The organism is Streptosporangium sp. NPDC023615 (assembly GCF_040640155.1).
Classification (GTDB): domain Bacteria; phylum Actinomycetota; class Actinomycetes; order Streptosporangiales; family Streptosporangiaceae; genus Streptosporangium.
Map to the genome: position 1 here is coordinate 37706 of NZ_JBFABE010000011.1, position 19384 is coordinate 57089.

22 protein-coding genes are annotated in these 19384 nt (G+C 72.4%); 6 read left to right on the plus strand and 16 right to left on the minus strand.

The genetic code is table 11. The annotated features are described in order from the left end of the window. Window positions 1–167: 167 nt before the first annotated feature. From egtC to AB0G16_RS11400, 10 genes are all read right to left on the minus strand, one after another. On the minus strand, window positions 168–884 hold the full coding sequence (gene egtC, locus AB0G16_RS11355; RefSeq protein ID WP_362802350.1) for an ergothioneine biosynthesis protein EgtC: 717 nt from the start codon (window positions 882–884) through the stop codon (window positions 168–170). After that, the gene (gene egtB, locus AB0G16_RS11360) at window positions 885–2252 is read right to left on the minus strand and encodes an ergothioneine biosynthesis protein EgtB (protein ID WP_362802353.1); all 1368 of its coding nucleotides are present in this window, start codon (window positions 2250–2252) and stop codon (window positions 885–887) included. It lies immediately after the preceding gene. 150 nt (window positions 2253–2402) lie between these two features. After that, on the minus strand, window positions 2403–3692 hold the full coding sequence (gene egtA / locus AB0G16_RS11365) for an ergothioneine biosynthesis glutamate--cysteine ligase EgtA (RefSeq protein WP_362802356.1): 1290 nt from the start codon (window positions 3690–3692) through the stop codon (window positions 2403–2405). Window positions 3693–4111: 419 nt separating this feature from the next. After that, window positions 4112–4960: a carbohydrate ABC transporter permease gene (locus tag AB0G16_RS11370; RefSeq protein ID WP_362802359.1), complete on the minus strand. Its 849-nt coding sequence runs from the start codon at window positions 4958–4960 to the stop codon at window positions 4112–4114. Next, entirely contained in the window at window positions 4957–5925 is a 969-nt protein-coding gene (locus AB0G16_RS11375; RefSeq protein WP_362802362.1) for a sugar ABC transporter permease, read from the minus strand. The genes AB0G16_RS11370 and AB0G16_RS11375 overlap by 4 nt, the downstream gene beginning before the upstream one ends. A gap of 18 nt (window positions 5926–5943) precedes the next feature. Further along, the gene (locus AB0G16_RS11380; protein ID WP_362802365.1) at window positions 5944–7161 is read right to left on the minus strand and encodes an ABC transporter substrate-binding protein; all 1218 of its coding nucleotides are present in this window, start codon (window positions 7159–7161) and stop codon (window positions 5944–5946) included. A gap of 242 nt (window positions 7162–7403) precedes the next feature. After that, window positions 7404–8114, minus strand: coding sequence for a hypothetical protein (locus tag AB0G16_RS11385; protein ID WP_362802368.1), 711 nt, complete (start codon window positions 8112–8114; stop codon window positions 7404–7406). A 318-nt stretch (window positions 8115–8432) separates the two neighbouring features. Then, entirely contained in the window at window positions 8433–8681 is a 249-nt protein-coding gene (locus AB0G16_RS11390) for a hypothetical protein (protein ID WP_362802371.1), read from the minus strand. Window positions 8682–8760: 79 nt separating this feature from the next. Continuing rightward, window positions 8761–9150 carry a hypothetical protein gene (locus AB0G16_RS11395; protein WP_362802374.1) on the minus strand — a complete coding sequence of 130 codons (390 nt, stop codon included), beginning with the start codon at window positions 9148–9150 and terminating at the stop codon, window positions 8761–8763. A gap of 5 nt (window positions 9151–9155) precedes the next feature. After that, a complete protein-coding gene (locus AB0G16_RS11400; RefSeq protein WP_362802377.1) occupies window positions 9156–9521 on the minus strand; it encodes a hypothetical protein in 366 nt (121 codons plus the stop codon). Window positions 9522–9615: 94 nt separating this feature from the next. Between AB0G16_RS11400 and AB0G16_RS11405 the strand changes: the two genes are divergently transcribed. Then, window positions 9616–10119 carry a hypothetical protein gene (locus AB0G16_RS11405; RefSeq protein ID WP_362802381.1) on the plus strand — a complete coding sequence of 168 codons (504 nt, stop codon included), beginning with the start codon at window positions 9616–9618 and terminating at the stop codon, window positions 10117–10119. Window positions 10120–10231: 112 nt separating this feature from the next. Here the strand turns inward: AB0G16_RS11405 and AB0G16_RS11410 are convergent, their stop codons facing one another. Next, window positions 10232–10426, minus strand: coding sequence for a CsbD family protein (locus tag AB0G16_RS11410; protein WP_344908416.1), 195 nt, complete (start codon window positions 10424–10426; stop codon window positions 10232–10234). 272 nt (window positions 10427–10698) lie between these two features. On the opposite strand from AB0G16_RS11410, the gene AB0G16_RS11415 reads away from it, so the two are divergent. Then, on the plus strand, window positions 10699–11277 hold the full coding sequence (locus AB0G16_RS11415; RefSeq protein WP_362802384.1) for an ATP-dependent Clp protease proteolytic subunit: 579 nt from the start codon (window positions 10699–10701) through the stop codon (window positions 11275–11277). A gap of 176 nt (window positions 11278–11453) precedes the next feature. Here AB0G16_RS11415 and AB0G16_RS11420 read toward each other — a convergent pair whose 3' ends face one another. Further along, the gene (locus AB0G16_RS11420; RefSeq protein WP_362802387.1) at window positions 11454–12179 is read right to left on the minus strand and encodes a DUF2470 domain-containing protein; all 726 of its coding nucleotides are present in this window, start codon (window positions 12177–12179) and stop codon (window positions 11454–11456) included. Between the two features lie 88 nt (window positions 12180–12267). On the opposite strand from AB0G16_RS11420, the gene rpsD reads away from it, so the two are divergent. Next, window positions 12268–12882: a 30S ribosomal protein S4 gene (rpsD, locus tag AB0G16_RS11425; protein WP_362802390.1), complete on the plus strand. Its 615-nt coding sequence runs from the start codon at window positions 12268–12270 to the stop codon at window positions 12880–12882. Here the strand turns inward: rpsD and AB0G16_RS11430 are convergent. Then, window positions 12870–13781 carry an ion transporter gene (locus AB0G16_RS11430; protein WP_362802393.1) on the minus strand — a complete coding sequence of 304 codons (912 nt, stop codon included), beginning with the start codon at window positions 13779–13781 and terminating at the stop codon, window positions 12870–12872. The two genes, rpsD and AB0G16_RS11430, sit on opposite strands and share 13 nt — an antisense overlap. 140 nt (window positions 13782–13921) lie before the next feature. Next, window positions 13922–14650, minus strand: coding sequence for a TetR/AcrR family transcriptional regulator (locus AB0G16_RS11435; protein WP_362802396.1), 729 nt, complete (start codon window positions 14648–14650; stop codon window positions 13922–13924). Window positions 14651–14725: 75 nt separating this feature from the next. On the opposite strand from AB0G16_RS11435, the gene AB0G16_RS11440 reads away from it, so the two are divergent. Both AB0G16_RS11440 and AB0G16_RS11445 read left to right on the plus strand, forming a co-directional pair. Next, complete coding sequence (locus AB0G16_RS11440) at window positions 14726–15571, plus strand: ATP-binding cassette domain-containing protein (RefSeq protein WP_362802399.1); 846 nt, start codon at window positions 14726–14728, stop codon at window positions 15569–15571. Then, window positions 15568–16311, plus strand: a complete 744-nt coding sequence (locus tag AB0G16_RS11445) for an ABC transporter permease (protein ID WP_362802402.1) — start codon at window positions 15568–15570, stop codon at window positions 16309–16311. The genes AB0G16_RS11440 and AB0G16_RS11445 overlap by 4 nt, the downstream gene beginning before the upstream one ends. A gap of 199 nt (window positions 16312–16510) precedes the next feature. Here AB0G16_RS11445 and AB0G16_RS11450 read toward each other — a convergent pair whose 3' ends face one another. Next, a complete protein-coding gene (locus tag AB0G16_RS11450; protein WP_362802406.1) occupies window positions 16511–18001 on the minus strand; it encodes an MFS transporter in 1491 nt (496 codons plus the stop codon). A gap of 106 nt (window positions 18002–18107) precedes the next feature. On the opposite strand from AB0G16_RS11450, the gene AB0G16_RS11455 reads away from it, so the two are divergent. Beyond that, entirely contained in the window at window positions 18108–19076 is a 969-nt protein-coding gene (locus AB0G16_RS11455; RefSeq protein WP_362802411.1) for an AsnC family transcriptional regulator, read from the plus strand. A 63-nt stretch (window positions 19077–19139) separates the two neighbouring features. Here the strand turns inward: AB0G16_RS11455 and AB0G16_RS11460 are convergent, their stop codons facing one another. After that, window positions 19140–19382 carry a hypothetical protein gene (locus AB0G16_RS11460; RefSeq protein ID WP_362802414.1) on the minus strand — a complete coding sequence of 81 codons (243 nt, stop codon included), beginning with the start codon at window positions 19380–19382 and terminating at the stop codon, window positions 19140–19142. Window positions 19383–19384 lie beyond the last annotated feature (2 nt).

The window sequence follows — 19384 nt, forward strand, 5'->3', positions numbered from 1 at the left end:
GGTTCGCCCGGGGACGTTCACGCTCGGTCGCCCCGGTTCGCCCGGGGACGTTCACGGAGGGTCGCCTCCGGCGGTCGTCCGGAGACGTTCACGGCCGGTGGCCTCCGGGGCCGGTCCCGGGGCGTTCGCGGCCCTGCGGGGCCGGCGGCGCCCGCGGCGGGGGCCGGTCAGAGCGGCCGGACACGTACGCCGTCGGGTGAGGCGAGGACCAGGGTCCGGTCCGGCACGGCCCGCCAGCCGGGCCGGCCGTCCAGGGGCTCGCTCGCGACGAGCACCCCGTCGCGCGCGTGGTCGCCGAGGTGGACGAAGAGCGTGTCCCCCCAGGCGGTCGCGGCGACCGAGACGCCGTCGCAGGCGAGCAGGTTCAGGCGGGCGCCGGGATCCTTCACGCCGGCCCGGGTGACGATCTCCGTCAGGGCCTCGCCGAGCGGGTCGCCCGCGCGCCGGCGCGCGAACACCGCGGCGGCCAGCCACGCCGAGTCGCACGTGCTCTCCGCGTCGTCGGCGAGTTCCCCGGCCACCTCCCGCGAGACCCGCCCGTTGTGGCTGACCAGCCATGCCCCGTCGGTGAACGGCGGGGTCGCGCTCTCCTCGATCGGCATCCCCGCGGTGGCCGACCGCACGGCGGCCAGCAGGCAGCCCGACCTCGCCGCCCGCGCGATGCCGGGCAGGTTCGCGTCGGCCCAGATGGGGATCGCCCGCCGGTAGCGGACCGGTTCCGCGCGGGCGGCGTCGTACCAGGCGACCCCGAACCCGTCGGCGTTGACGGTGCCGTGACGCTGCAGGCGCGGCGCGTAGGACTGCCGCAGCAGGCCGTGACCGGGCTCGTGGACCAGCGAGGCCAGGGTGCGGGGGGTGCCCAGCCATGCCGCGTGGCGGCACATCTACCCCTCCCCGGCGGAGGCCGGGCGGACACGGCGGGAGCCCTCGGCGGAGGCCGGGCGGGCACGCGGGGAGTCCCCGGCCGGGGCCGAGCGGGCGCACCGGAAGCCGGAGAAGATCTGCCTGCGGGCCGGACGGTCCCAGTTCCGGAACGTCGTGCGCACCACCGCCGGGTCCGACGCCCACGACCCGCCGCGCAGCACCCGGTGGCGGCGGTCGAAGAAGACCTCGCTGTACTCGGGGTAGGGAAAGCTCCTGAAGCCCGGGTACGGCAGGAACCACGAGGCCGTCCACTCCCACACGTCCCCGACCATCTGCTCGGCCCCGCAGGGGGAGGCCCCGGCAGGAAAGGCTCCCAGCGGCGCGGGCCGCGCCGCCCGGTGGCCGAGGTTCGCCCTGCCGGGCCCCGGCGCGTCGTCCCCCCAGGGGTGGCGCAGGGCCCGTTCCGCCTCGGCGTCCCAGCCGCAGGCCCTCTCCCACTCGGCCTCGGTCGGCAGCCGCCGCCCGGCCCACCGGGCGTAGGCCTCGGCCTCGTACCAGCACACGTGCTGGACGGGCTCGTCCATGGGCACGGGCTCGGCCCGGCCGAAGCGGGTACGCCACCAGGTCCCGCCGTCCCGCCTCCAGAACAGCGGCGCGAAGGCCCGGCTGTGCCGCAGCCAGTGCACGCCCTCCCCGCTCCACCACCGGGGGTCGTCGTAGCCGCCGTCCTCGACGAAGTCGGCGTAGGCGCGGTTGCCGACGGGGAGCCTGTCGATCCAGTAGCCGGGCAGGTCGACCCGGTGGGCGGGACGCTCGTTGTCGTAGGCCCACGGCTGGGTGTCCGTGCCCATCACGAAGGAGCCCGGCGGGACGAACACCTCGGCGGGACCCGTCAGGCCGGCGGGCGGCAGCTCACCGTCACCGACCAGGCCCGCCTCGCCGGACAGCTGCAGGGTCGCCAGCATCGTCTCGTCGTGCTGGTGCTCGTGCTGGATCACCAGGCCGAAGACGAAGCCGTCCCGGTGCAGGGGGTCGGGACCGTGCAGGTCGATCTCGTCCAGGACGTCCAGCACCCGGCCGCGCACGCCCCCGATGTAGTGGCGCGCCTCGCCGGGCCCCAGGACGGGAAGGGACGGGCGGTCGGCGCGCGGGTGCCGGAACGCGTCGTACAGCTCGTCGATCTCCGGGCGGAGCGGGGCGATCCCACCGGCCTGCCGCAGCACCCACAGTTCCTCGTAGTTGCCCACGTGCGCCAGATCCCACACCAGCGGGGACATCAGCGGCGAGTGCTGCCTGACCAGCAGGTCGTCCTCGGCGTCGGTGTAGGCGATGGACCGGCTCCGCGCGGCGGTCAGCTCGGCGGCGATCCGTTCCTTGAAGTCACTCATCCCATACCTCCTGAGTGGGACCCGCGCGGTCCGATCCGAAAGGGCGGTCCGCCCCCCGGCCGGCCGGACCGGCGGCGGCCGGATCCGGGAGACGTCGGGCCCGGCCCCCCTCCGGCCCGCCGGGCCGGCGGCCGTCCGGCCGGGAGGACGTCAGGCCCGCCCCTCCCCGGCCAGCCAGGCCGGCAGGCGCCCCTCCGGGCCCCTCACCAGTTCCAGCAGATCCGCGGCGGGGGACCGGCCGGGGGTCACGTGGCGGTCCGCGAAGGCGGCGACCTCGCGGACCAGGTCCGGCGGCGCCCCCAGCCGGGGCAGCGCCGCGAGCGCGGCGCGGAAACAGTCGTCGGCCGCGTCCCTCAGCCGGGACTCGGCCAGCCCGCGGCGCCCCGCCTGGAGCCACATGCCCGCGCACGGCTCCACCGCGGCCAGCGCCGCGTCGGCCGCGCGGTCGTCGGTCACGAGGGCGTGCGTCACCGCCGCGCACACCTGCCAGCCCGCCGGACCCTGGGCGTCGAGGTAGCGGATCTCCAGCCAGCCGCGCGGCCGCACCGGCGGGAAGAGGGTGGTGGCGTGGTACGTCAGGTCCGCCAGGGTCGGCGCCTCGCGGGACGCGGCCAGCAGGTCACGGAAGGCCGAGCCGTCCCGGACGGGCCGGTAACGCACCCCGTTCTCGCCGTTCTCGCCGTTCTCGCCGTTCTCGCCCTTCTCGCTGTCCTCGCCGGGGCCGGTGTCCTCGCGTACCGCCATCAGGCGGGCGTCGAGCAGGTACCGCGCCCAGTCGGCGGCCGGATCGCCGGTCGCGGGAACGGCGGCCGTCCGCGTGGGGTCGAGCCGCTCCCACACCGCCTGGCGGCCCGACATCCACCCGCACGGCCGGCTCCCGCTCAGCGGCGAGCAGGCGAAGGCCGCCACCAGGACGGGACCGAGCAGGTGGGCGCGTTCCCAGCGCTTCACGGGGTCCGGGCCCAGGTCCAGGTTGACCTGGATCGACGCGGTCGAGCACATCATCAGCGACCCGTACGGCGCGCCGAGGAACTCGGCCATGGCCTCGTACCGGGGCAGGCGCAGTTGCCGCCAGGCCGGCCGCAGCGGGTCGAGTCCCACCCCGGCCAGCACCAGGTCCGCCTCGCGCAACGCCTCGCGCACGGCCTCGACATCGCGGGTGAGGCGGCCGATCGCGTCGGGCAGGGGGCCCGGCGGGCCGGAGAGCTCCAACTGGCCGCCCGGCTCGAAGGTCACCACGCTCCCGCCGGGCAGCGGTGGCAGGGCGCCGGAGATCCTGGGGATCGGGACCTGACGGGCGGGGGCCGTACGGTCGAACACCAGGAACTCCAGCTCCACCCCCAAGAGGTCGCCGGGAGAGCCGGAGAAGCAGCGCCGCGCGAAGGCCTCCACGGCGTCGACATCCCGGACCAGCGCGTTCTCGGTCGCGAGACCGGTCATCCCCGTCCCCTCTCGCCATTCCTGTACGACTTCACAGGTCTTCACAGGTCCATGAGCGGTCAGATCCCACCGGCCGGGTGTCCGAGGCCGCGAGCGGCTTCCACGCGTCCGGCCCGCTCCCTCGGATTCCCCGCTCCCCCGGATTCCGGGCGCCCGCCGTTCGGCCGGGGCGTCCGGGACCGTCATGACGAAAAGTCATCGATCAATCGCCGAACGTCACCGCGATGGCGCGGCGTCGTGTTCGGACCTCGGGCGTGATGACGCCCTCCTCGCCGGGGTGCTCCCGGGAGCGATGGTGGTTCTGGGAGAAAAATTCCCCTTCTGACCTGGTTCAACACCTTTTTGGCGGCTGGGGATCGCCATCCGTGCCGGACGGGGGGCGGGCCGGTTCCCGGCGCCGCTCCCCGCGTCGGCGGGGGTCAGCTCTTGAGCCCGGTGAACGCGATCCCCTCCATGATGCGGCGCTGGAAGATCATCAGGACCACGATGACCGGGACGACCGCCAGCGCGGCCCCGGCCATCATGTAGTAGGCCCGCCCCGACTCACCGCTGGCGAGCTGCTGCAGGGCCAGCGGCAGCGTGTAGAGCTCGGGGTCGTTGAGCACCACCAGCGGCCAGATCAGGTCGTTCCAGTGGAAGATGAAGCTGGTGATCGTCACGACCGCCAGCACCGGCTTCGACAGCGGCACGACGATCCGCCAGAAGATCTGCATCCGGCTCGCGCCGTCGATGCGCGCGGCCTCCTCCAGCTCCGTGGGCAGCGACAGGAAGAACTGGCGCAGCAGGAAGATGTCCAGCACCGAGGCCACGTTGGGCACGATCAGGCCCCATCCGGAGTCGAACATGCCCAGCGCCTGCGTGACGTGCAGGCGCGGCACCAGGAGCGTGATCGTGGGGACCATCATGCCGGCGAGCAGCAGGACGAAGATCTTGTCCCGGCCGGGGAAGGGGATGCGGGCGAAGGCGTAGGCGGCCAGCGCGTCGATCAGCAGCTTGGCCGGGACCAGGATCAGGCAGACCCAGACGCTGTTGACGAACGCCTGGCCCATCCCGCCGAACTCCAGGACGTAGGAGTAGTTCTCCAGGGTGGGCGACCACTCGCCGGTCCTGCGGTCCAGCGGCAGCAGGCTGGGCACCTTGGTGTAGACGTCCGAGCCGTGCTTGAAGGAGGTCGCCAGCATCCACAGGAACGGCACGACCGACACCGCCGCCAGCAGCGCCAGCGCGACGTAGACGGGCGCGAGCCGTACGTTCCTCGCCGTCCTCACGACGCCTCCTGCCTGACGAACCTGAACTGCAGCGCAGTAATGATCATGATGAACACGAGCAGGACGAACGACATCGCGCAGGCCGCGCCCATCGCGTCGTAGCGGAACGCGTACAGGTACAGGTGCAGCACGTAGGTCAGGCCCGACTGCTCGGGGCCGCCGGTGACGCTCCTGCCGCCGCCGCCCGACAGGATCACGTAGACCAGGCCGAAGACCTGGAGCGCCGCGATCACCCCGGTGACCAGCAGGTAGAAGGTCGTGGGCCGCAGCATCGGCACGACGACCCTCCAGAAGCGCTGGAGGGGACCGGCGCCGTCGATGATGGCGGCCTCGCGGATCGAGCCCGGGACGCCCTTCAGCCCGGCCAGGTAGATGAGCATCGAGATGCCGCACTGCCAGGCCGCGATGAACGCCAGCGCCGGGATGACCAGCTCGGGGGTGTTGAGCCAGTTCTGCCCGGGGATGCCGAACAGTTCGAGGAAGCCGTTGACCAGCCCGTAGCGGGGGTCGTACAGCCAGCGCCAGATGACGCCCACCGCGGCCTCGGCGGTCACCACCGGCAGGAAGAGCAGCAGCCGGAAGGCGTTGGAGCCGCGGCGGATCATGTTGATCAGCAGGGCCTGGGCCAGGGCGGTGACCAGCGTCAGCGGCACGGCGATCACCGTGTAGAGCAGGGTGACCTGGACCGACTTCCAGAAGTGCGGGTACTTCACGTCGTCGAAGAGCAGGTCGGAGTAGTTGGCCAGGCCCACCCAGTTCGCCGCCGACCGCAGGTTCCAGTCGGTGAAGCTGTAGTACAGCGCGGCCAGTGCCGGGTAGAGCATGAAGATCACGAAATAGATCATCGCGGGGGCGATCAGGAGCCACCCGATGACGTGGTCGCGCCGCCCGAGGCCCGGGCGGCGGCGGGGCCGCCCGGGACGGGGCGTCACGGTGGGCTGGTCGGCCAGCACCGGAGATGCCACGTTCGCCTCGCTTTCGCGTTAGCCGTTCCAGCCGAGCAGCGCGCGCGTCTTGCCCGCGGCCTCGGTGAGCGCCTCCTGGGAGGTCTTCTTGCCGCTCAGCGCCGCCTCGATGGCGGGGGCGATGATCTCGTCGTTGATCTGGATCCACTCCGGCAGGGCGGGGCGGGCCTGGGCGACCTTGAGCTGCTCCAGGAACGCGGCCTGGTCGGGACCGAAGCTCGCGGCGTCCTTCTCGGCCGCGGCCACGTTGGTCGGGAAGCCACCGAGCGCCTGTGCCAGCGCGGTGTTGTTCTCGGCGCTCGTCAGATGCGCGAGCCACTTCCAGGCCAGCTCGGCGTTCTTGCCCTTGCTGAAGACCACCGCGTTCTCGCCGCCGATGTTCCCGGCGGGCTCGGTCTTGTACGGCAGCGGGGCGGTGCTGAACTCCAGGTCGGGGAACTGGTCCTTGATGTTGGCCACGTCCCACGGCCCGGAGATCGTCATCGCGGCCAGGCCGTTCTCGAAGGCCTTGTCCGAGTCGGTGATCGCCCTGGGCGAGGAGGGCAGCAGGTCCACCCAGAGCTGGAGCGCCTCCACCCCGGGCTGCTGGTCGAACAGGATCTTCTTGTCCTTCTCGTCGACCATGGAGCCGCCGGCGCCCGCGACGAAGCCCGGCCACATCCAGCCGCCGTAGCCGTCGCCCTTGGGCACCACGATCCCGGCGGTCTTCGGGTCGTCCTGGTGGACCTTCGCGGCCATCTGCTTGAGCTCGTCCCAGGTCTTGGGCGGCGTCGGGATCAGCTTCTTGTTGTAGAAGAGCGCGACCGCGGTGTGGTCCAGCGGCAGGCCGTAGAGCTTGCCGTTCACCCGGTTGGTGTCGAGGGCGCCCTTGTAGTACGCCTTCTCGTCGGCCGTGCCGGCGGGCACCTCCCTGATGGTGCCGTCCAGCGCGTACCTGGCCACCAGGGGCTGGTCCAGGATGCCGACGTCGGGGACGGTCCCGGCGGCGACCGCGCTTCCCAGCTTGGTGTTGTAGTCGTCCTTGGGGATCTTGACGATCTTGACGCTGACCTTGTTGGCCTTCTCGAAGTCCGCGCGCAGTTTCTCGACGACCTCCCCGGCCTGCGGGGTGCGGTCCTGGAACATCCAGTACGTCAGCGTCGTGGCCTCCGAGGCCGTCCCGGTGCCGCCGCCGCAAGCGACGAGCCCGGCGAGCAGTGCCATACCGGCCGCGGCCCCTGTGACTCTCCTGATCATTTCTTCCTCCTGATGGGGGGTGCAACGGACGATAATGTAAGATGTGAAAAAAGTTCAGCCCCGTTGAGAAACGCTTTGGTAACACGGTGGCGGGACAGGGACAGGGGCGGGGGCGGGGACGGGAGGGCCGGTCGCCCGCGTCGACCTCATGATCGCCGAGCTCCCGGCCATGCCTGGGTCCGTGCCCCGGTCCGTGCCCCCGGTCCGTGCCCCCGGCTCGCGCCCGGGCGCGAGCTCCGGCCTCAGCGGGCCGAGCGCCCCCGGGGGGCCCGCGTCGCGGTGCCGCCGGCGCGTTCGACGCGCTCGGTACCGTTGGCGCGTCCGGTGCCCCGGGGCGCCCGCCGCCGCCCGTACGCCGTGCGGCCGAACGGCTTGAACGTCGACAGCGCCACGTTGAGCAGGTAGACGGTCAGGGCGACGCCCGGCGCGGCGACCAGGCTCAGCTCGCCCCGGTCCGGGAGGGGGAGCGGCGCGCCCCCCGCCCTCGACACCCAGGCGGCGGCCTCCTCGATCTGTGGGCGGAGCGCGAACACCGAGGCGATCAACGCGGCCGTGGTGGTCACCAGCTTGACGAGCACCCAGTGGTACCTGACCAGGCCCCAGGGCGTGTACAGGCCGAGCAGGACGCCGGTCAGCACCGCGGTCAGGCCCACGGGGACGATCAGGGTGTCGGCCAGGACGTCCATGGCCAGGTAGGAGGCCCGTACCAGCGCGGGGTCGCCGGTGGTCAGCGCGGTGACGCCGAGGGCGAGCAGTCCCAGGTCGAGCCCGAGCCAGCCGACCGAGATCGCCACGTGCGCGGTGAGGACGGTCCTGCGGAGCGGGGGAGGCATGGCCCTGCCGGAACGACGCCCGGCGGGCCGGGCGCCGCGTTCACCGGGCGGGGCCGCGGGTGCCCCGGACGGGGCGGATCCGGCCGGGGGGGTCGCCGGGGACGGGACGGGCTCGGGCATGGGATCGCCTTCCGGGCACGTACCGCGCCGCGTCCCGCCCTCGTCCCGGACGCGCGGAAGGTGATCCGTTGCCGTCGGGGCCCGGGAGGGACGGGGCGGCGCGGTGGGAGCGGACACGGTCGTCGTGATGTCCGTTCCACTGTGGCCGTGAACGCCCGCCCGACCGTCCCCCACAGGAAGGTCTTCCGTCTACACCCCGTGTCGTACGGGCGGCGTCCCGGCCGGGCGGGCCCGCCTGCGGCTCGTGCCCCGGGAGATCGTCACCGGGGCCGTTCGTCGCCGGGGCGGGCGGCCGGACGCGGAACGCGCCCGGGTCCGCTAACCCGCTTCGGTCGTGCTGCCCGAGGGCGTGCGTGACTGGCGGCGCATCGCCAGCACGATGTCCCCGATGACGACCACGGCCAGCACGCCCGCGACGATCGTCAGCCAGGGAATGCCCGCCACGACTCCGAGCACACCAAGGGCGATCACCGCGACCAGCGCGAACGACCCGAACCGGATGTGCGCGACATCGCGCGGGGTACCCCTGACCATCGGCTTGCCGGACGCCGAGGTCGTCTCAGGCATCTGTCCTTCGGAAGTCATATTTCCCCTCCTTGCTTTGAATGCACCCTTTACCCGGATGTGCCCCGCTCATGTGTCCGGTTCACACCTCGCGTGCCCGTTCGAGGGCCTCGGCCAGTTCTTCGGGAGCCGAGACCGTCAGGGTTGCTCCCGGGTGGGTCAGAAAACCGCCGGGAACCAGGGCCGGCACGGGGGAGCGGAACCGGACGCACAGACCCTTCCTGGCGTTGGTCCCGAACGTCACCCCCCGGTCGGCCAGCGACAGGTGCGGCCCGATGACCTTCCAGGGCGTGTACGGGCCGGTCACGTCGGTGTCCAGGACGTTGGACAGGGGGGTCCGCAGCGACCAGGGGCCGAAGCGGACCGCGAACGTGCCCTCGCGGACCTCGGCGAAGGCCTTGCCGGGGGCGATCCCGAGCAACGAGAGCGGGGTCCGCCAGGCCGGGTCGAAGTCGAACTCGAAACGTGTCATCGCCGTCAGCGTTCCCAGGGGGCGGTCTCGCCCATCTTGGCGTAGTACTTGGCCAGGTGCGCCTTGATCCTGCCGAGCTCCTCCTCCGGCACGTTCACCCCGCCGCGCGCCCCCTGCAGCACGCCTCCGGCCGCCCGTACGGCGTGCGGTACGACCTTGAGCCTCCCGCCGATCACGTCGGCGATGGGCAGCTTGTAGCTCCCGAAGTCCTCGGGCTTGTCGCCGTCGTACCAGAGGTGCGCCTCGCGGTAACGGGCGTTGGGCTCCTCCTCGGCGTCGGCCCAGGAGCGGACGCGCTTCTCGGCCGCGTCGCCGTCCCACGCCCTGTCGCCGTCGGCCAGCGGCAGGTCCTGAAACCGGGTGACCGTCATGACCTCACTCCCTTCGTCGGTGACTCCCTACCCGATCGACCGGTCCCATGCCTGGCGGCGACATATTTAGGGTTTGCCGGGGGAGGGGGTCGCCATGACCGAGAACCCTGAGATCAGCGAAGAGACGGCCCGGTGCGACGCCCCGGAGGACCAGGTCCACGAAGGCGACGTGCCGGACGGGGCGTCCGAGGGGGACGCGCCCGAGCAGGACTCCGAGGAGGGCGCGCCGGAGCAGGCGCCGCCTCCCGCGGGCCCGCGAGGCCCCGACGGGGAGAGCCGGGTCGTGGCGGAGCGCTCGGGCTCTGACACCACCTTCCCGGAACGCCCGCTGCTGGCGGACCCCGACGACGCGCGCCGCGTCCCCGGGGAGGACGGTCCCGAGGAGGGGCACGCCGGGGAGGGACACGACGCCCAGGGGGACGAGCCGACCGGCGGGACGGCCGGGGACGGCGGGGGGAGCGCGGAGGACGGCTCCGGCGGCTCCGAAGGGGAGACGGCCGAGGACACCGAGGACACCGAGGACACCGAGGACACCGAGGACGCTGCGGCGGCCGAAGCCGGCAAGACGGCCGAACCCGAGGTGGGGCCCGCGTCCTGAGGGTCCCCGTTCAGGGAGCCCCGCCCCGGGGCCGATCCTGGAATCCCCGCCCCGAAAACGGCGGCGGGGGTCCCGGAGATTCCGGGACCCCCGCCACGGGGCTGGTCTCAGGTCAGCTCTTGAAGGCGTCCTTGACCTTCTCCGCGCCGTCCTTCAGCTTCTCCCCGGCCTGCTTGAGGTGGCTCTCGCTCTGGTCGGTCCTGCCCTCGGCCTCGAGGCGCTCGTCACCGGTGGCGCGACCCGCGCCCTCCTTGAGCTTGCCCCCGAGCTCCTCGGCCTTGTTGGAGATCTTGTCGTCGGTACCCATGGTGTCATTCCTCCCGTTTATGGAACTTCGTCCATGCAGTGGTAACCCCTGTCCCGCATCGGGGGAGGTAAACATGCCCGCCCGGGACCCCCGCCGGGGCAGGGCCTGAGCGCCGGGCACCGGAACGAGGGCGATCCCGTGAAAGTCAAACGAAAGCTGCGCTCTGGGCGGAAAGCGCTCACAGCGAACGAGCGGAAATCATCGCCCCGGCCGGGACTATGGTCACGGGTGTTCGTTGTCCGCAGACCATGGATCCGGAACGGGTGGAAGGCATGAGCGGTCCGCAGATCGTCCCCGAAGATCAGCTTTACCAGCGGTTGCTGCGCAAGCGGATCGTCGTGCTCGGCAGCGAGGTCGACGACGAGGTCGCCAACCGGATCTGCGGCGAGTTGCTCCTGCTCGCCGCCGACGACGACCGGCGTGACATCTGGCTCTACATCAACTCGCCCGGCGGTTCGGTCTCGGCGGGCATGGCCATCTACGACGTGATGCAGTACGTGCGCAACGACGTCGCCACCGTGGCCATGGGCATCGCGGGATCGATGGGACAGTTCCTGCTCTGCTCGGGCGCGCCCGGCAAGCGGTTCATCCTGCCGCACGCCCGCGTGATCATGCACCAGCCCTCGGGAGGGCTCGGCGGCACGGCCGCCGACATCGCCATCCAGGCCGAGCAGATGCTCCACACCAAGCAGACGATGCGCGAGCGGATCGCCTTCCACACCGGGCAGCCGCTGGACCGGATCGAGCGTGACTGGGACCGTGACCGCTGGTTCACCGCCACCGAGGCCAGGGACTACGGTTTCGTCGACCAGGTCGTCCAGAACACCGCCGAAGTGGTCCCGAACGGCTGACCCGCCTTTCCGGTGCGATTTGCCACCGGAATCGCCCCGGCGGAAAGAACGTCCGCCGGGGCGATTCCGCGGGCCGCGACATCGTTCCCGGAATGTCGTTGCGGTCATTTCCGGTACGGACCTGGGATGACCGCCACGCATCGGGACGTCCCCGGCGGAGCGCCGTCGCGGCCGTCTCAGTGGTGGCAGAGCAGGCAGCGCACGGCGTGTTCGAGCGACCCGGCGTCGCCGATGGGCGAGGGCCAGGGCAGGCGGATCAGCGTCGGGTCGTCGATGCCGCACCGGACGGTCGCGCCGAAGCGGTCGAGCTCCCAGAGCCAGGCCCCGGGCACCGGGGAGGCCAGCAGCGAGCTCAGGGCGGCCTCGAGTTGCCTGCGGTGCGCGCCGTTGACGTGGTGGAGCATGCGCTCGGCCTCGCCCATCAGCGGGTCGGGGGTCGCGCCGAGGTACTCCTCGGCGTCGAGCACCCCCGACTCCGGCCCGGTCAGGTAGATCACCCTGCCGACGTCGACCCGGAGCAGCCGGGGTCCCGCCGTCCCCTCCAGCACCTCGAACAGCGCCTCGTCGGGGCAGCGCTCGGCGATCTCCACCGCCGTCTCCCGTACCTCGCCGGCGGGTACGGCCTGCACCCAGCCCTGCACCTTGAGCAGGCCGCGCGAGAGCTCGTGCTCGCCCAGGGAGCGCGTCGAGGTCAGGTCCACGGTCACCACCGGCTCGTCCCGCGCGTCGTAGAGCGGGTCCCCCGGCAGGACGAGCAGCACCGGCCGGCCCGCGCCGTCGACCCCGCCGCGGGCGGGTGTCGCGGGACCGTCGGCCCCGGAGATGGAGACGTGGGTGGGGGCGGCGGTGGCGGCGAGGGTGCGGACCCGCTCGGGGACGGGCGGGGCGGTGACGGGCTGCATGGACAGGCTCTCCTTGAGGTGGGGGAGATACTTCTGTATAAGATAAGCCTTGCCTAACTAAGGCAAACCTAACCACACAGGAGCGAGCATGCGCTACACCGGACCCAAGGTGCGCCTTTCCCGCAGGGCCGGCGTCCCCCTCACCCGCAAGGCGGTCCGATACTTCGAGCAGCGCCCCTACCCGCCGGGCGAGCACGGACGCAAGACCAACCGCCGGCAGACGGGCGACTACGGGCTCCGTTTGATGGAGAAGCAGAAGCTCCGCTGGTACTACGACGTCTCCGAGCGGCAGATGCGCCGTTACTGGGACCTGGCGCTGCGCAGCACCGGCCGTTCCGGAGCCGAGCTGGTGGTGCTGCTGGAGACGCGCCTGGCCTCGCTGGTCCTGCGTTCCGGGCTCGCCCCGTCCATCTACGCCGCCCGCCAGTACGTCGCCCACGGTCACATCACCGTGGACGGCCGCAAGGTCGACATCCCCAGCTACCTGGTCAAGCCGGGCCAGGTCATCGCCGTGCGCGAGAAGTCGCGCAGGATGCAGCCCTTCGTGGCGGCCTCCGAGGGGACCTACGCCGACGAGCGGATCGCCCCCTACCTCGACGTCGACCACGCCGAGCTGCGCTTCACGCTGTTCAGCCGCCCGCTGCGCGAGCAGATCGTGGTGCCCGTGGACGAGCAGATGGTGGTCGAGTTCTACTCGCGCTGACCCGCCGCCGACCCGCGCCGCCGTCCCGCCGCCCTCCGGGCGGCGGGCTCACCGGCGCGCTCTCCCGTCCCGGAGCCCGCGCCCGCGCCGTTCCCTCCGGCCGCGGGGGAGCCGCCCTCCGCCACAGGCATCCGGTCCCGCAGTTCCCGCACCTCGGCGCGGAGCGCGGCCAGCTCGGTGAGCACGGCCCGGCCCACGTCCTCGGTCGTCTGGACGGACTCCGCCGCGTGCTCCTCCTCCATGGCGCTGACCACCACGGCGATGAACAGGTTCAGCACCACGAAGGTGCACACCAGCATGAAGGCCACGAAGAACACCCACGCCCAGGGGTGGGTGTTCATGACCTGGCGGGTGATGTCGGACCAGGCGTCACCGGTCATCATCTGGAACAGCGTGAACAGCGAGGTGGGCAGGTCGCCGAAGTAGTCCGGCGCGGTGACGTGGTAGAGCTTCGTGCCCATCACGGCCGCGACGTAGAGCACGAGCGCCAGCAGCAGCACGATCGAGGTCATCCCCGGCATCGCCGTCAGCAGCGCGGTCACCACCCGGCGCAGGCTCGGCACCACCGAGATCAGCCGTAGCGCCCGCAGGATCCGCAACGCCCGCAGCACCGAGAGCCCGCCCGCCGTGGGCAGCAGCGAGACCGTCACGATCGCGGTGTCGAACAGGTTCCAGGGGTTGCGGAAGAACCGCGGGCCGTAGGCGTACAGCTTGCAGCCCAGCTCGGCGACGAAGACGTAGAGCGCCAGGTGGTCGACGGCCGTGAGCGCCGTGCCGTACCGTCGTACGGCCGCGGCCGAGGTCTCCAACCCCAGTGTGGCCGCGTTGACCACGATGACCGCGACGATGAACCGCTGGAAACCGGGTGTTTCAAGGGTGGCGCGGAGACGCTCGCGCACCGGCACGAAGGCTCCCGGGGGTCGGAACGGCCGAGGACAAGCCAAGATCATAACGGCTCGGCACGGACCCGGTCCCGTCACCCGGGCCCGTCACCCGGCCGTCGGCCGGAACTCGCCGCCCGGCCGTCGCTCGGGTTCGGTCACCCGGGCTCGGTCGCTCGGGTTCGGTCATCCGGGCCCGTCACCCCGGTTCCGTGATCCGGGCTCGCCGCCGAAGCCGGGACGGGGGCGCCGGGGCGCCGGACGCCGTAGTCGCCGATCCCCGACTCCAGCAGGGCGAAGCCGCGTTCGGCGTCCCGGCGCAGGTCCGGGGCGATGGCGTCCAGGGTCTCGCCCGCCAGCATGCGCTCGACGGCGCGGGTCATCAGCCGGTTCAGCACCGCGCAGACCTGGGCGGCGACGAGTGAGGGGGTGAGGTCACCGGGAGCGGCGCCGACCTCGTCGGCGAGCGTCCTGGCCAGGGCCAGCTCGCGGGCCGCGTTCATCTCCCGCAGCCGGGCGTTGAGCGACGGGCTCCGGGAGAGCATGCGCGCGAAGGCGTCGCCCCCCTCGTGGAACCCGTAGCGGTGGTGGCGGGTGTCGACCGCGTCCAGGAAGTCCCGGCGCAGCGCCTGGAGGGCGCTCTCCCCGGGGCGGCGCTCCCGGACCACCCTGCTCGGCAGGTCCACGACCTCCTCCTGGCGGTCGAAGAGCAGGTCCTCCTTGGTGCGGAAGTAGTTGAAGACCGTGTTCACCGACACGTCGGCGGTCCTGGCGACCTCCGCCACCGTCACGTTGTCGAAGCCCTTCGTCACGAAGAGCCACGTGGCGATGTCGGAGATGCGCTGCCTGGTCTCTCGCTTCTTGCGCTCCCGCAGGCCCTCACCCATGAGGTCATCCTAGGTGCCGAACAAATTTTGTAGTGACACCAAGTTTGGTGTTACTTTACCTACGGAGGCGATCACATGATCAGGACAACAGCTCTGAGCAAGACCTTCCCCGGCGGCGTCGAGGCCGTCCGCGGCATCGATCTGGCCGTGGAGGCGGGGGAGATCGTCGGATTCCTCGGCCCGAACGGGGCGGGGAAGACGACCACCATGCGCATGCTGACCACGCTGCTGCGCCCCACCGGGGGTGGCGCCACGGTCGCCGGGCACGACCTGCTCGCCGACCCCGCCGGGGTGCGGCGGCACATCGGCTACGTGTCGCAGAAAGGCGGGATCGCCCCGGCGAACCCGGTGGGGGAGGAGCTCGAACTGCACGCGACGCTGTACGGTATGCGCCCGGCGCGGGCGCGCGAGCGGGTCGCGGAGGTACTCGACCGGTTCGGGCTCACCGGCCTGCGGGACCGGCCGGGCGGGGCGCTCTCCGGCGGTCAGCGCCGCCGGTTCGACCTCGCCTTCGGGCTGGTCCACGACCCCGCCCTGCTCTTCCTCGACGAGCCCACCACCGGCCTGGACCCGCAGACCAGGGCGGGTCTGTGGGACCACGTCAGAGCCCTGCGCGACGGAGCGGGGCTGACGGTCCTCCTGACCACCCACTACCTCGACGAGGCGGACGTGCTGGCCGACCGGCTCTTCGTCATCGACCACGGCGTCATCGTCGCCGAGGGCACCCCGGCCGAGCTCAAGGGCCGCACCGGAGGCACCCTCGACGACGTCTTCCTCGCCGTCACCGGCCGTTCCATGAGGGACGACCCGCCGGGCGGAGACCCGCCCGTCGCCGATCCGCCTGCCGATCCGCCCGCCGATCCGCCCGCCGTTTCGTCCGGCGACCGGCGCGTGGCCCGGCCGACCGGTGAGAAGCGGTGAACGGGGCGACGAGAGTCCTCAGGGAGACATGGCTGATCTTCCGGCACAACGTCCGGACATCCCTGCGGCAGAAGGCCGCGATCGTCTTCGGGGTCCTGCAGCCCATGCTCTACCTGGTGCTGTTCGGCCCGCTGTTCGCCACGATCGGGACGTGGGAGACGCTGATCCCCGGCCTGCTGGTCCAGGTGGGGCTGTTCAGCGCGGGCCTGGCCGGGTTCGGCATCGTCTTCGACCTGCAGTCGGGCGTGCTGGAGCGGCTGCGGGTCACCCCGGCGCACCGGATCTCCCTGCTCCTCGGCCGGGTGCTGTCCAGCTCGCTGACCCTGCTGATCCAGTCGATCCTGCTGATCGCGGTGGGGTACGCGTTCGGGCTGCGCGCGGCGCCTCCCGGCGTGCTGCTCGTCCTGGCCATGATGACCCTGCTCGGGGTGAGCCTGGCCGCGCTCTCCAACGCGATCGCGCTCACCATGGACCCCGACGCGTTCGCGCCGGTCATGAGCACGGCGATCGTCCCGCTGCTCCTGCTCTCCGGCGCGTTCCTGCCCATGTCGATGGCGCCCGGCTGGCTGGACGCGCTCTCGCGCGCCACCCCCTTCCGGTACGTGCTGGAGGCCATGCGCGAGCTGTTCGCCGGTCACTACGCGACCTGGACCGTGGGGGTGGGCGTCGCCGTGACCGTGGCCCTGTCGGTGGCCTGCGTGACGGTCGGGACCCGCGTCTTCAACCGTGAGAACGCCTGACCGTCCGAACGCCCGGAGATCCGGGTACCCGACGATCCGGACGTCCACCCGCCCGCCGCGCCGAGATCGGCGCGGCGGGCCGCCCTCCTCCTGTGGTCCTCTTCCACGGTCCTCTTCTCGCGCCCTCCTCCACGACCCCGATCCGCGGCCGCCCCTCCACGCCACTCGCGGGGACGCGCCCGCCCACCGGGCCGGGGACTCACCGGGACGCGTCCGCCCCTTCCGGCTCGGCCGGGGCCCGGACCGAGGTCCTCACGAGCGCCAGGACGATCAGGCCGGCCACGACGCCCAGGACGCCGGCCGCCACCATGGTGACGTTCAGCCCGTGCGCGAAGGCCTCCCGGACGACCTGGCCGTGCCCCTGGCCGGCCGCCGCGTGCGCCCGGCCGCTGATCAGGGCGGCGGCCCCGGCGCCCGGCCCCCCGCTGTCCAGGCCGTCCAGGCCGTCCGCCACACCGGAATGGAAGATCCCTCCCAGGATCGCGACGGCGAAGGCGAACCCGAGCTGCCGGAACGTGTTCACGGCGCCCGCCGCCATGCCGCCGCGCTCCTGCGGGACCGACGCCATCGCCGCCGACGACAGGGAAGGGCTCGCCACCCCCACGCCCAGGCCCACGATCGCGAGGCCGGGAAGGAGGGCGGCCCATCCGGAGCCGGCCGTGAGCACCGCCTGGGCGAACGCGCCCGCACCGATGATCAGCAGACCGATGCCGACGACCCTGCCGGGCGGGGCGTCGTGGAGGAGCCGCCCGGCGGCGGCCGCGACGACGAAGGCGGTGACGCTCATCGGGAGCATGACCAGGCCCGCCTGGACGGCGTCCAGCCCCAGGACCGTCTGCAGCCAGAGCGAGACGTAGGCCAGGTAGGCGAAGGCCGCCGCCGTGAGCAGGGCCGCGCCGATCATGATCCCGGTGAACGCGCGGCCCCGGAACAGCGACAGGTCGAGCATCGGGTCGTCGCTCCTGAGCTCCACCGCGACGAACAGGGCCAGGGCCGCGAGTCCCGCCGCCAGCAGGCCGAGGACCACCCCCGATCCCCAGCCGTCCTCGGTGGCCCGGATGAGCGCGTAGGTGATCGCGGCCGCGGCGGCGGCGAACGTCAGCATGCCGGGAACGTCCAGCCCGCGGGCGCGCGGGTTGCGGGACTCCTGGAAGGCCCTCAGCGTCAGGACGATCGCCACGAGGCTGATCGGCAGGTTCACCAGGAAGATGGAACGCCAGCCGAAGTGCTGGGTCAGCAGCCCTCCGGCGATCGGGCCCGCGGCCGCGGCCGCGCCGTTGATCGCGCCCCAGACGCCGAAGGCGACACCCCGGTCCCTGCCCCGGTAGGTCGTGTTCAGCAGGGCCATGGTGGTCGCGTACATCGCCGCCGCGCCGAGACCCTGCAGGCCGCGCGCCGCGATGAGCGTGCCGATGTTCGGCGCCAGGCCGCAGGCCAGGGACGCGAGCGCGAACAGTGCCAGGCCCGCGACGTAGGTCCTGCGCCGGCCGGTCAGGTCGGCCAGCGAGCCCGCGCCCAGCAGCATCGCCGCCAGGACCAGCGCGTAGACGTCCATCACCCACTGCAGGGCCGAGAACGAGGTGCCCAGGTCCCCGGCGATGTCGGGCAGGGCGACCATCACGATCGTGACGTCCACCAGCAGCATGAAGGCGCCCGTGCAGACCGCCACCAGCGGCCACCATTTACGCATGAGTTCTCTCCTTGATCCGGTCGGCCACCAGGATCGGGCGGGACGGCAGCCGGAGGAAGCCGGACGCGATATCGCGGCGGATACCGACATCTGATACGTCTTTCAGATGGAATCCGTCAGGGCCGACCTGCTCGACCGGCAACTGGTGCACGCGCTGGGACTGGACGGGCGGGCCCCCTTCAGCCGGATCGGGGAGGTCCTCGGCGTCTCGGACCAGACCGTCGCCCGGCGCTACCGACGGCTGCGCCTGGGGGGCACCGTGCGGGTCGTGGGGGCGCTCGACCACCGGACGGTGGGCGGGACCCGCTGGTGGCTGCGCCTGCGGTGCGTTCTCGGTGCGGGACCCGCCATCGCCGCGGCCCTGGCCAAGCGGCCCGACACGTCCTGGGTGCAGTTGCTGTCGGGCGGGACCGAGGTGCTCTGCGCGGCCGACCCGGCCTCGGACAAGGAACGCGACGTCCTGATGCTCGAGAAGCTCCAGCGCACCGACCGCGTCGTCGCGGTCACCGCGTACTCGATGCTGCACATGTTCGCCGGAGGCTCGGTCGGCTGCGGCCTGTTCGAGGTGCTCGCCGAGCCGCAGGTCGCCGCCCTGCGCCCGCCGCCGCCGTCCGCGCGCGGCCCGGTGGAACTGTCGGACCGGGACCGGCTCCTGCTCGCGGAACTCTCCGTGGACGGCCGGGCCTCCCACACCGACCTGGCGGCGGCCACGGGCTGGTCGGAGTCGACCGTCCGGCGCCGGCTCGACCAGCTCCGCGAGTCCGGCGCGCTCTACTACGACCTGGAGGTCGACTCGCCCTACTTCGGTCTCCGCACCATGGCCTGGCTCTGGATGGCGGTGTCGCCCTCCTGCCTGGCCGCCGTCGGCGAGGCCCTGAACACCCACCCCGAGGTGACCTTCGCCGCGGCCACCACCGGCCCGACGAACCTCGCGGTCAACGTCGTCTGCCGGGATGACGAGGCGCTGTACGCCTACCTCAGCGGCCGGATCGCGGGTCTTCCCGGCATCCAGGGGCTGGAGACCGCCCCGATCATCCGCAACGTCAAGCAGTCGGGTTCGCTCCTGCCCGTCTGACGCCCGGCCCGCCACCCGGTCGGTCCCGCCCGATCGGTCCCGAGCCAGGCCCGCCCCCGGGTCTCACTCCGGGGGGCCGTAGGGCTCTATGCGCGGATCGGCGTAGGGCCCCCCGCCCGCCGCGAGGCCGGTGCGACGGGCGGCGCTCTCGCTCACCCGCAGGCCGTACAGGCCCTGGCCCGGATCGAGGGGATCGATGAGCACCAGGCCGTACCCGACGTCGACCTCCTCCTCCGGCAGCTCCAGATGCCGCAGGGCCTGCGCGAGCGTCGCGCCGGAGGGGAGCCGCACCGTGATGAGGACCATCA

Excerpts from the sequence above, each read along its gene's own strand:
- egtC (WP_362802350.1), bottom strand. The coding sequence starts at position 884 with ATGTGCCGCCACGCGGCATGGCTGGGCACCCCCCGCACCCTGGCCTCG.
- egtB (WP_362802353.1), bottom strand. The coding sequence starts at position 2,252 with ATGAGTGACTTCAAGGAACGGATCGCCGCCGAGCTGACCGCCGCGCGG.
- egtA (WP_362802356.1), bottom strand. The coding sequence starts at position 3,692 with ATGACCGGTCTCGCGACCGAGAACGCGCTGGTCCGGGATGTCGACGCC.
- AB0G16_RS11380 (WP_362802365.1), bottom strand. The coding sequence starts at position 7,161 with ATGATCAGGAGAGTCACAGGGGCCGCGGCCGGTATGGCACTGCTCGCC.
- AB0G16_RS11385 (WP_362802368.1), bottom strand. The coding sequence starts at position 8,114 with ATGCCCGAGCCCGTCCCGTCCCCGGCGACCCCCCCGGCCGGATCCGCC.
- AB0G16_RS11390 (WP_362802371.1), bottom strand. The coding sequence starts at position 8,681 with ATGCCTGAGACGACCTCGGCGTCCGGCAAGCCGATGGTCAGGGGTACC.
- AB0G16_RS11395 (WP_362802374.1), bottom strand. The coding sequence starts at position 9,150 with ATGACACGTTTCGAGTTCGACTTCGACCCGGCCTGGCGGACCCCGCTC.
- AB0G16_RS11400 (WP_362802377.1), bottom strand. The coding sequence starts at position 9,521 with ATGACGGTCACCCGGTTTCAGGACCTGCCGCTGGCCGACGGCGACAGG.
- AB0G16_RS11405 (WP_362802381.1), top strand. The coding sequence starts at position 9,616 with ATGACCGAGAACCCTGAGATCAGCGAAGAGACGGCCCGGTGCGACGCC.
- AB0G16_RS11410 (WP_344908416.1), bottom strand. The coding sequence starts at position 10,426 with ATGGGTACCGACGACAAGATCTCCAACAAGGCCGAGGAGCTCGGGGGC.
- AB0G16_RS11415 (WP_362802384.1), top strand. The coding sequence starts at position 10,699 with ATGAGCGGTCCGCAGATCGTCCCCGAAGATCAGCTTTACCAGCGGTTG.
- AB0G16_RS11420 (WP_362802387.1), bottom strand. The coding sequence starts at position 12,179 with ATGCAGCCCGTCACCGCCCCGCCCGTCCCCGAGCGGGTCCGCACCCTC.
- rpsD (WP_362802390.1), top strand. The coding sequence starts at position 12,268 with ATGCGCTACACCGGACCCAAGGTGCGCCTTTCCCGCAGGGCCGGCGTC.
- AB0G16_RS11435 (WP_362802396.1), bottom strand. The coding sequence starts at position 14,650 with ATGGGTGAGGGCCTGCGGGAGCGCAAGAAGCGAGAGACCAGGCAGCGC.
- AB0G16_RS11440 (WP_362802399.1), top strand. The coding sequence starts at position 14,726 with ATGATCAGGACAACAGCTCTGAGCAAGACCTTCCCCGGCGGCGTCGAG.
- AB0G16_RS11450 (WP_362802406.1), bottom strand. The coding sequence starts at position 18,001 with ATGCGTAAATGGTGGCCGCTGGTGGCGGTCTGCACGGGCGCCTTCATG.
- AB0G16_RS11455 (WP_362802411.1), top strand. The coding sequence starts at position 18,108 with ATGGAATCCGTCAGGGCCGACCTGCTCGACCGGCAACTGGTGCACGCG.
- AB0G16_RS11460 (WP_362802414.1), bottom strand. The coding sequence starts at position 19,382 with ATGGTCCTCATCACGGTGCGGCTCCCCTCCGGCGCGACGCTCGCGCAG.